Below are 9366 nucleotides of genomic sequence, written 5' to 3' on the forward strand. Positions count from 1 at the left end.
GTGTGGGAGCGAGCCTGCTTGCGAAGGCGGTGTGTCAGCCACAGATCAGTGCCTGACCTGACGCCTTCGCGAGCAGGCTCGCTCCCACAATTGGACGTACCTTCAATACCGAACCAGTTTCTCCATCGCCGCATCCGCCAGAAACGAGGAGCGGCTTTTGACGTTATGCTCGCGTACATAGCGATCAATACGCTGAATCACATAGCCGGGCAGCGTAACGTTGACCTTTTCGGTCTTGCCCAGGTACGGCGAGATATCCAGCTCCAGCATGCCCCAGCCCATCTCGGCAAAATCCGGATGATTGCGATGCGCCGCTGCCGAGGTCGGCATCGGAATCGCCTGACCGGCCGCCGCGATCTCCTGCAGCATGAGGTGAGCCACTTCCACGGCCGCGTTGTAGGCCTCCTCAAAGCTGTCCCCGGCCGTGACTGCGCCGGGAATATCGGGGATCTGAATGCCGATGGCAGTGTTCTCGTCACCCCACTCGATGCAGATGGGATATTGCATTACGGATCTCCTTCATGACGGTTTGGCGGGCTGAATAACCCCGCGCGCCGCCGAATGCTTTTGACTGTCCCCAGCGGTAAATCCTTTTTCGGATGCGGGACGGCAATCGTGTTCGGGTTGTAACGATGAGTGAAGACGTGATGACTGCCCGCAACCCGATCCAGCGTCCAGCCCGCCTCCTCCAGCTCCTTCATCAATAGCCTGCTCTGCACCAACCGCCTCCTTGGCCTGGCCCGTTAAAAGTAACTCTAGAGTTATCTTTACTCAAGCACAGAATGGGACGGGGTGATGATTGGTTGTTTTACAAAGTATTCCTGCACGAGTTTCGTTTATTGCGAATTTCGTTTGATTCGAATAACGTCCGCGGATCTTCCTTACAATGCTGGAACTGTCTTATGACCACCGCTACTTCATCCGCCATCAATCTGCCCGTCGAACGTGAGGTCAAAGCCGCGATTGAAGGCCAGCGCGCCCTGACCGCATTTCTCGCAAGCGGTTTTGAAACTCAGCGAATCCAGATTTTTGATGAACAGAACGAAGCCCACAGCGTCGAGCTGCCAACATCGGCGTTGCGCTTGCTGAGCGATATCCTCGCGGCGCTGGCGCAGGGCAACGCTGTGAAGGTGGTACCGATCCACGCGGAGCTGACCACGCAGGAAGCTGCCGATCTGCTCAACGTCTCACGTCCGCACATGATCAAACTGCTGGAGAGCGGTGAGATTTCCTACCACAAAACAGGCAAGCACCGACGTGTGCGTTTTGCCGATCTGATGGAATATAAAACCCGGCGAGACACCGCCAGCGAGCAGGCAATGATGCTTCTCGCGGAGCAGGCACAGGCGCTAAGGACAGGATACGAGTGAGGCATTCCTCTTTCACTGCTGTATACGATGCATGCGTTTTATATCCGGCCCCTTTAAGAGATTTCCTGATGTGGCTCGCTTTGTCAGGGCTGTATCGGGCTCGCTGGACTCAGGAAATACACCACGAATGGAAGCGTAATTTATTGAAAAACAGGTCCGACCTGACCCTCGAACAACTCGATCGCACATCACAATTGATGGACCTGGCCATTCCAGACGCGTGTATCGATGGCTATGAAGACCTGGTGTCAGGCCTGACACTGCCTGATGAGAACGACCGCCATGTTCTAGCGGCCGCAATCCGATGCGGTGCCGATGTAATAGTGACGTTCAACCTGAAAGATTTCCCCACCCGTCACCTCGCGCCATACGGCATTGAAGCTCAGCACCCGGATGAGTTTGTGGAAAACCTTTTCCATCTTGATTCGGCTGCCGTCGTCGCTGCGGCTCAAAGCCAGCGACGGCAATTGAAAACGCCCAGTGTGGAGGTGGACAAATATCTTGGCTTTCTCCAACGGCAAGGATTGGTCGAGTCGGTAAAGGCGTTAGGTAACTATCGTGCGATTCTCTGAAAATCAGACGCAAAAAAAACGACGATCCCAAGATCGCCGTTTCTCATCACTGCCCGAACTTCTTGCCCAACCCCGGTGGGACGCCGTGGATGTTGGTGTCTTCCCACGGGCCGTTGGGGCTGACCGAGCGGCTCCAGCCGTTGTTCCAGCGGTAGTAGGTGCGCTGGCGGTAGAAGGTGTTGGTCTGGTCGTCGAGCACGTAGACGCCGAGCTTCTGGTCCCAGTGGCTGTTTCCGCCCGGTGGCGGGGCGAAGCTGGCCGAGGTACGTGGCACGGGCTTGGCGGGTTTGGCCGGGATGCTCTTGCCGGGGCTTGGCGAGGTCGACGGGGTCGGGCTTGGCTGAGACGGCGGGATCGGCGGCAGGCTGGTGGTCGGTTCCGGGCGTTGTACCGCACATGCACTCAAGCCCAGGGCCAGTGTGAGGACTGTGATGCGGGCGATGGTGTGCATGGCGGTGCTTTCCTGTTGGATCCGGTTACTTGTCCGGGCTGTCGATAGTCAGTTTTTGTGGCGCGGTGGTGCTGCTGGCCAGTGGGCCGCTACGACCGATCCACTCACCGGCAGTCGGTTGACCGGCCCGTGAGATGCGCGCAACCAGTTGGACTTCAGGGAAGTTGGACAGTTTCAACTGCGGCATCATTGCATCGGCATCGCCCAGTTCGACGGTCACCGGCAGGTCAGCCACGGTCAGGCGTTTGGCCGCCAGCGGCGCCGGAGGGCCAGAAGTGGCGCGGGCGAAGATGAACACGCTGTCGCCCGGTTGCACCTTGCTCTTGAGGTCGCTGGCCAGATCAACGCTGACTTTCAGCAATGCAGCTTTCGGCACCGGAGCCTCGGCAACCTTGCCACCGCTGGCTTTCAGGCGTTCGGCGGCACGCTCGATGCCGCCTTGCAGCGCAGCGCGAGAGTTGTCATCCGGCGGCAGTTGCGCGAGCAGGCGATTCCAGTAGTCGATGGCCTCCTGATAACGCTCGCCTTCGAACGCGGCGATGCCGAGCAGACCGAGGCTGGTGACTTCTTTCGGATCAGCCTTCAGCGCTTCGTCGGTCAGTTTCTGAATCTGCTCCGACCACTTTTTACCGTCAGCAAAATACTGCGCCTGCGCCCACTGGCCGAGCAGCTCCGGCTGGCGACCGGCGAGGTTGGCGGCGCGTTCGAACATCTTCGCCGCGTCTGCCGGGCGGTCCTGAGCCATGTAGGTACGGCCGAGGAAATACAGACCTTCAGCGGAATCCGGTTGTGCGGCGACCGCACGTTCCAGACGCTGGGTCATCTCTTCCATCGACTGCGGTGCCTGAGCGAATTCGCGGGTCAGTTCGACCTTGTCGGCGGCGCCGAAATGCAGGTACAGACCGAGGCCCAGCACCGGTACCAGCACAGCGGCCAGCAGCGGCAACGGTTTACCCAGACGCGAGACACGCGGCGCGGCGGCGCCTTCGGTGTCGGCGAGCAGTTCACGCGCAGCTTCCGCGCGGCCGCTGTCCAGTTGCGCGGCGTCGAGCACGCCCTCGGCCTGCTGCGCTTGCAGCTCGGCCACCCGTTCCTGGTACAGCGCGACGTTCAACGCGGTGCGATCTTCTTCCCGCTGGGCGCGGCGTTCGCGCAGTACCGGGATCAGCAGAAAACTCAGGGCGACCAGAAGCAACAGCCCTGCGGCGAGCCAGAAATCAATCATTCTTGGTTTTTATCCAACAGTTGGTCGAGACGCTGACGTTCTTCGGCAGACAGCGATGACGGCGTTTCGGCACGCTGCCCGCGACGCCTGCGCACGATCAGCGCGATCACCACGAAACCACCGAGCAGCAGCCCGGCCGGGCCGAACCACAGCAGCGCGGTTTTGGCATTGAGCGCCGGTTTGTAGCGGACGAAATCACCGTAGCGATCGACCATGAAGTCGATGATCTGCTGATTGTCCTTGCCCTCGCCGAGCATGCGGAAAATCTCTTTGCGCAGGTCGGCGGCGATCGGCGCGTTGGAGTCGGCAATGTCCTGGTTCTGGCATTTGGGGCAGCGCAGTTCCTTGGTCAGTTCGCGGAAACGCTCGCGGTCGCCCTCTTTGGCAAATTCGTAGGTGTCGATGGCCGCGTGGGCGACACCGGCCAGGCTCAAGCCCAACACCACTGCTGCGAGAAAACGTTTCATGGCTTGGCCTCATCGACCAGCGCCTGATACTTGGCCGCGAGTTTTTCGCGCCAGACCTGCTCGTCGATCACCCCGACGAACTTGTCGCGGATGATGCCTTTGGCGTCGATAAAGAAGGTTTCCGGCGCGCCGTAGACACCAAGATTCAAGCCCAGCGAACCCTCGTCGTCACGAATATCCAGCGCATATGGATTGTGGAATTCCGCCAGCCACTTCAAGGCATCGGCGTTGGTGTCCTTGTAGTTGATGCCGTAGATCACCACGCCGCGCTCGGCGAGTTTGTTCAGCACCGGGTGCTCGACGCGGCAGGAAATGCACCAGGTGCCCCAGACATTGACCAGCGCCGGTTTGCCGAGAATGTCGGCCTTGGTCAGCGTCTTGTCACCCTGCACACTCGGCAAGGAAAACTCCGGGAACGGCTTGTTGATCATCGCCGACGGCAGCTCCGCCGGGTCCAGATACAGCCCACGATAAAGAAACACCGCCACCAGCAGAAAAATCGCCAGCGGCAACAACATCAACCAACGCCTCATGCCGCCGCTCCCGTCATGCCCAGTGCCTCGCGCACTTTGCTTTTCACCTTGACCCGATAACGCCGATCCAGCGCCGCCAGCAAACCACCCAATCCGGTGAGCAAGCCGCCGAACCAGATCCAGCGCACGAACGGTTTGACGTGAACGCGCACGGCCCAGGCGCCGTTATCCAGCGGCTCGCCGAGGGCGACGTAGAGATCGCGGGTGAAACCGGCATCGATGCCGGCTTCGGTCATCACCGAGTTCTGCACGGTGTACAGACGCTTTTCCGGGTGCAGCACGCTGATTTCCTGGCCGTCACGAATGACGCGGATGGTGCCTTTGTCCGAGGTGAAATTCGGCCCTTCGAAATGCTTCGCGCCTTCGAAGACGAACTGATAACCGGCCAGATCCATCGACTCGCCCGGTGCCAGACGCAGGTCGCGCTCGGCACTGTTCTGGCTCGACAACACCACGCCCAGCGCGCACACGGCGATGCCGAGGTGGGCGATCTGCATGCCCCAATAACTGCGGGTCAGCGTCGGCAAACCTTTGATCAGGCCTTTGTGCCGGGTCTTGTCGAACAGATCGCGCACGCCGGCGAGCAACACCCACGCCGCCAGCAGGAACGTCGCGATCACTGCCCAGTTGAAATCGCCGTACGCCACGCCGGCCACCACGGCCAGTGCAACGCTGCCGAGCAAGACCGGAGTGAGCATGCTCACCAGCCATTTCACCGGCGTGTCCTTCCAGCGCACGATCACGCCGATCGCCATCACCAGCATCAGCAACGCCATCAACGGGATGAACAGCGCATTGAAGTACGGCGGGCCGACCGATAGCTTGGCGCCGCTGATGGCATCAAGAATCAGCGGATACAAGGTGCCAAGGAGGATCATCGACGCGGCCACGACCAGCACCAGGTTGTTGCCCAGCAGCAAAGTCTCACGCGACCACAGGTTGAAGCCAACCTGACTTTTCACCACCGGCGCACGCAGCGCAAACAGCGTCAGCGAACCGCCGACCACAAACAGCAGGAAAATCAGGATGAACACACCTCGCTCGGGATCCGAAGCGAAGGCATGCACCGAAGTCAGCACGCCCGAGCGTACGAGGAAGGTGCCGAGCAGGCTCAACGAGAACGCGGCGATCGCCAGCAACACCGTCCAGCTCTTGAACACGCCGCGTTTCTCGGTGACCGCCAGCGAGTGAATCAACGCGGTGCCGACCAGCCATGGCATGAACGAGGCGTTTTCCACCGGGTCCCAGAACCACCAGCCGCCCCAGCCGAGTTCGTAATACGCCCACCACGAACCGAGGGTGATGCCGATGCCGAGGAAGGCCCAGGCGACGATGGTCCATGGCCGCGACCAGCGCGCCCATGCCGCATCGAGACGCCCGCCGAGCAGCGCGGCGATAGCGAACGCGAACGCTACCGAGAAACCGACGTAACCCATGTACAGCATTGGCGGATGCACGATCAGGCCAATGTCCTGCAGCAACGGGTTGAGGTCGCGACCGTCCGCGGGAATCTGCGGCAGGATCCGCGAAAACGGGTTCGAGGTAAGAATCAGGAACAGCAGGAAACCGGTGCTGATCATGCCCATCACCGCCAGGACGCGGGCGAGCATGACTTGCGGCAACTGCCGGGAGAACACCGACACAGCGAAAGTCCAGCCGCCGAGGATCAACGCCCACAGCAGCAGCGAACCTTCGTGGGCGCCCCACACCGCGCTGAATTTGTAGTACCACGGCAGCGCGCTGTTGGAGTTCATCGCCACGTAGCCGACCGAGAAATCGTCGGTCATGAACGCGTAGGTCAGGCAGCCGAAGGCAAACAGCAGAAAGGCAAACTGGCCCCACGCCGCCGGTTGCGCCAGGCTCATCCACAAGCGGTCACCGCGCCACGCGCCGAGCATCGGCACCAGCGCTTGGACCAGTGCAAAACACAGCGCGAGGATCATGGCCAGGTGGCCCAGCTCCGGAATAAACAGTGCGGCGGCCATCGATCAACCCTCCTTCACAGGCGTCGGTGCGGATTGACCGCTGTCCTTCAGCGCTTTGGTCACTTCCGGCGGCATGTACTTCTCGTCGTGCTTGGCCAGCACTTCATCAGCCACTACCACGCCATCGGCGTTGAGCTTGCCGAGGGCGACGATGCCCTGCCCTTCGCGGAACAGATCCGGGAGGATGCCGCGATAGGCGATGGTCACGGATTTGTTGAAATCGGTAACGACGAATTTGACGTCCAGCGAATCCTTGGAGCGTTGCAGCGAACCGGCCTCGACCATGCCGCCGGCGCGGATGCGCGTGTCTTGCGGCGCTTCGCCGTTGGCGATCTGCGTCGGTGTGTAAAACAGATTGATGTTTTCCTGCAACGCGCTCAGGGCCAGGCCGACAGCAGCGCCCACTCCGACCAGAATCGCCAGAATGATGATCAGACGTTTTTTGCGCAGCGCATTCACTTGCCGTTCTCCCGGCGCAGACGACGCGCCTCTTGTTGCAGATAACGCTTGCGCGCCGCAATCGGCGCCACCACGTTGAGGGCCAGCACCGCCAGACAGATGCCGTAGGCCGACCAGACATACAGGCCGTGATGGCCCATGGCGAGAAAATCGCCGAATGAAGCAAAACTCATCGCGCCGCCTCCAGACTCTGCTGCACTTCGGTCTTCACCCAACTGGCGCGGGCCTCGCGCTTGAGCACTTCAAGACGCATGCGCAGCAACAGCACGGCGCCGAAGAAGCAGTAGAAACCCAGCACCGTCAGCAGCAGCGGCAGCCACATTTCCGCTGGCATCGCCGGTTTTTCCGTGAGGGTGAACGTCGCGCCCTGGTGCAGGGTGTTCCACCACTCCACCGAGTATTTGATGATCGGAATGTTGATCACGCCAACGATCGCCAGCACCGCGCAGGCCTTGGCGGCGCTGTCGCGGTTGCTGATGGCATTGCCCAGCGCGATCACGCCGAAATACAGGAACAGCAGAATCAGCATCGAGGTCAGGCGCGCATCCCACACCCACCACGAGCCCCAGGTCGGCTTGCCCCAGATGGCCCCGGTGACCAGCGCCACGGCGGTCATCCACGCACCGATCGGTGCGGCGCATTGCAGGGCGACATCGGCCAGCTTCATTTTCCACACCAGCCCGACCACGCCGCACACCGCGAGCATCACGTAGATCGACTGGGCGAGCATCGCGGCGGGCACGTGGATATAGATGATGCGAAAGCTGTTGCCTTGCTGGTAATCCGGTGGCGCGAACGCCAGGCCCCAGACCACGCCAACGCCGATCAGCAGCAACGCTGCGATGCTCAACCACGGCAGAAATTTGCCGCTGATGCCGTAGAACCACTTGGGCGAGCCGAGCTTGTGAAACCAGGTCCAGTTCATACTGTTTCCATCACGGTTGCCGCTCATCATCGCGAGCTGGCAGAGGGTCATGCCTTTCTTCTGATAGAAGTGGTCAATTTTTGACCAGGCCTCATTATTATTCGCCGACGCTGATCTTCAGGCCAGCGGCTATTGCAAAGGGTGTCAGGGTGATCGCCAGCGCTGTGAGGCTGGCCATCCACAACAGGTATCCGGTCGCCGGCATGCCTTGCAGCGCCGCTTGCAACGCGCCGCTGCCAAGGATCAACACCGGGACGTACAACGGCAGAATCAGCAGCGCCAGCAACAGGCCGCCGCGCTTCAGGCCGACCGTCAGCGCCGCGCCGACTGCACCGAGCAGGCTCAACACCGGCGTACCGAGCAACAACGACAGCAGCAGCACCGGCAGGCACGCGGCCGGCAACCCGAGCATCAGCGCCAGCAAAGGCGACAGCAGCACCAGTGCCAGACCGGAGAACAGCCAGTGTGCCAGCACCTTGGCCAGGACCAGAAGCGGCAGCGGGTGCGACGAAAGGACCCACTGTTCCAGCGAGCCGTCCTCGAAGTCACTGCGAAACAATCCGTCCAGCGACAGCAGGACCGACAACAACGCCGCCACCCAGACTAACCCCGGGGACAGGTTTTGCAAGACTTGAGTTTCCGGGCCGACGGCCAGCGGGAAAAGGGCAATGACGATGGCAAAGAAAATCAGCGGATTGGCCAGCTCCGCCGGGCGGCGGAACAGCAGTCGCGATTCGCGGGCAAGCAGCAGGCCGAAGACACTCATACCGCCCATTTCCCCAGATCGATGTCGCGATAACCGGCCGGCATGCGGCTCAGGGTGTGGTGGGTGGTCAGCACCACCAGACCGCCGCGTTCGCAGTGGCCGGCCAGATGCTCTTCCAACTGAGCGACACCCTGCTTGTCCAGCGCGGTGAACGGTTCGTCGAGAATCCACAACGGCGGGCTGTCCAGATACAACCGCGCCAGTGCCACGCGGCGCTGTTGGCCGGCGGAAAGGCTGTGGCAGGGAACGTCTTCGAAACCGCGCAATCCTACCGCTGCCAGCGCCTGCCAGATCGCCTCGCGTTCGGCGGGATGATGCAGGGCGCACAGCCACGAGAGGTTTTCTTCGGGAGTGAGCAGATCCTTGATCCCGGCGGCGTGGCCGATCCACAACAGGTTTCGCGCCAGTTCGCTGCGTTGCTCGATCAACGACTGACCGTTGAGCAGTACCTGGCCGTCGGTAGGTTGCATCAAACCGGCGAGCAGACGTAAAAGACTGGTCTTGCCGCTGCCGTTGGGGCCGCTGATCTGCACCATGTCGCCACTGGCCAGGCGCAATTCGAGGTTTTCGAAAAGCAGCCGCAGATCGCGTTCACACGCCAGGGCAACGGTTT

The 9366-nt window shown here is 61.1% G+C and carries 14 protein-coding genes; 2 read left to right on the forward strand and 12 right to left on the reverse strand.

Annotated elements, in window-relative coordinates:
• Positions 1 to 102 precede the first annotated feature (102 nt).
• Entirely contained in the window at positions 103 to 507 is a 405-nt protein-coding gene (locus tag OQK_RS02910) for a type II toxin-antitoxin system HicB family antitoxin (protein ID WP_016771035.1), read from the reverse strand.
• Positions 507 to 719, reverse strand: a complete 213-nt coding sequence (locus OQK_RS02915; protein ID WP_016771036.1) for a type II toxin-antitoxin system HicA family toxin — start codon at positions 717 to 719, stop codon at positions 507 to 509. Before OQK_RS02915 ends, OQK_RS02910 begins: the two co-directional genes overlap by 1 nt.
• Before the next feature lie 183 nt (positions 720 to 902).
• On the opposite strand from OQK_RS02915, the gene OQK_RS02920 reads away from it, so the two are divergent.
• Together OQK_RS02920 and OQK_RS02925 are read left to right on the forward strand one after the other, a co-directional pair.
• Positions 903 to 1370: a helix-turn-helix domain-containing protein gene (locus OQK_RS02920; RefSeq protein ID WP_016771037.1), complete on the forward strand. Its 468-nt coding sequence runs from the start codon at positions 903 to 905 to the stop codon at positions 1368 to 1370.
• On the forward strand, positions 1367 to 1942 hold the full coding sequence (locus OQK_RS02925; protein WP_038860473.1) for a PIN domain-containing protein: 576 nt from the start codon (positions 1367 to 1369) through the stop codon (positions 1940 to 1942). The genes OQK_RS02920 and OQK_RS02925 overlap by 4 nt, the downstream gene beginning before the upstream one ends.
• A 46-nt stretch (positions 1943 to 1988) precedes the next feature.
• Here the strand turns inward: OQK_RS02925 and OQK_RS02930 are convergent, their stop codons facing one another.
• The 10 genes from OQK_RS02930 to ccmA form a co-directional block, all read right to left on the reverse strand.
• Entirely contained in the window at positions 1989 to 2393 is a 405-nt protein-coding gene (locus OQK_RS02930) for a hypothetical protein (RefSeq protein WP_016771039.1), read from the reverse strand.
• 25 nt (positions 2394 to 2418) lie between these two features.
• Entirely contained in the window at positions 2419 to 3618 is a 1200-nt protein-coding gene (gene ccmI / locus OQK_RS02935; protein WP_016771040.1) for a c-type cytochrome biogenesis protein CcmI, read from the reverse strand.
• The gene (locus OQK_RS02940; protein ID WP_016771041.1) at positions 3615 to 4085 is read right to left on the reverse strand and encodes a cytochrome c-type biogenesis protein; all 471 of its coding nucleotides are present in this window, start codon (positions 4083 to 4085) and stop codon (positions 3615 to 3617) included. The genes ccmI and OQK_RS02940 overlap by 4 nt, the downstream gene beginning before the upstream one ends.
• Entirely contained in the window at positions 4082 to 4618 is a 537-nt protein-coding gene (locus OQK_RS02945; RefSeq protein WP_016771042.1) for a DsbE family thiol:disulfide interchange protein, read from the reverse strand. The genes OQK_RS02940 and OQK_RS02945 overlap by 4 nt, the downstream gene beginning before the upstream one ends.
• Entirely contained in the window at positions 4615 to 6603 is a 1989-nt protein-coding gene (locus OQK_RS02950; RefSeq protein ID WP_016771043.1) for a heme lyase CcmF/NrfE family subunit, read from the reverse strand. Before OQK_RS02950 ends, OQK_RS02945 begins: the two co-directional genes overlap by 4 nt.
• A 3-nt stretch (positions 6604 to 6606) precedes the next feature.
• Positions 6607 to 7062, reverse strand: a complete 456-nt coding sequence (gene ccmE, locus OQK_RS02955) for a cytochrome c maturation protein CcmE (RefSeq protein ID WP_016771044.1) — start codon at positions 7060 to 7062, stop codon at positions 6607 to 6609.
• Positions 7059 to 7235, reverse strand: coding sequence for a heme exporter protein CcmD (gene ccmD, locus OQK_RS02960; RefSeq protein WP_016771045.1), 177 nt, complete (start codon positions 7233 to 7235; stop codon positions 7059 to 7061). The genes ccmE and ccmD overlap by 4 nt, the downstream gene beginning before the upstream one ends.
• Positions 7232 to 7987, reverse strand: coding sequence for a heme ABC transporter permease (locus OQK_RS02965; RefSeq protein ID WP_038860475.1), 756 nt, complete (start codon positions 7985 to 7987; stop codon positions 7232 to 7234). The genes ccmD and OQK_RS02965 overlap by 4 nt, the downstream gene beginning before the upstream one ends.
• Positions 7988 to 8084: 97 nt before the next feature.
• Positions 8085 to 8753 carry a heme exporter protein CcmB gene (gene ccmB, locus OQK_RS02970; protein WP_038861079.1) on the reverse strand — a complete coding sequence of 223 codons (669 nt, stop codon included), beginning with the start codon at positions 8751 to 8753 and terminating at the stop codon, positions 8085 to 8087.
• A partial coding sequence (gene ccmA, locus OQK_RS02975; protein ID WP_016771048.1) for a cytochrome c biogenesis heme-transporting ATPase CcmA occupies positions 8750 to 9366 on the reverse strand: 617 nt, incomplete at its 5' end. The genes ccmA and ccmB, both read right to left, overlap by 4 nt.

Origin of the sequence: Pseudomonas sp. R62 (genome assembly GCF_000257605.1) — a bacterium.
GTDB lineage: Bacteria > Pseudomonadota > Gammaproteobacteria > Pseudomonadales > Pseudomonadaceae > Aquipseudomonas > Aquipseudomonas atacamensis.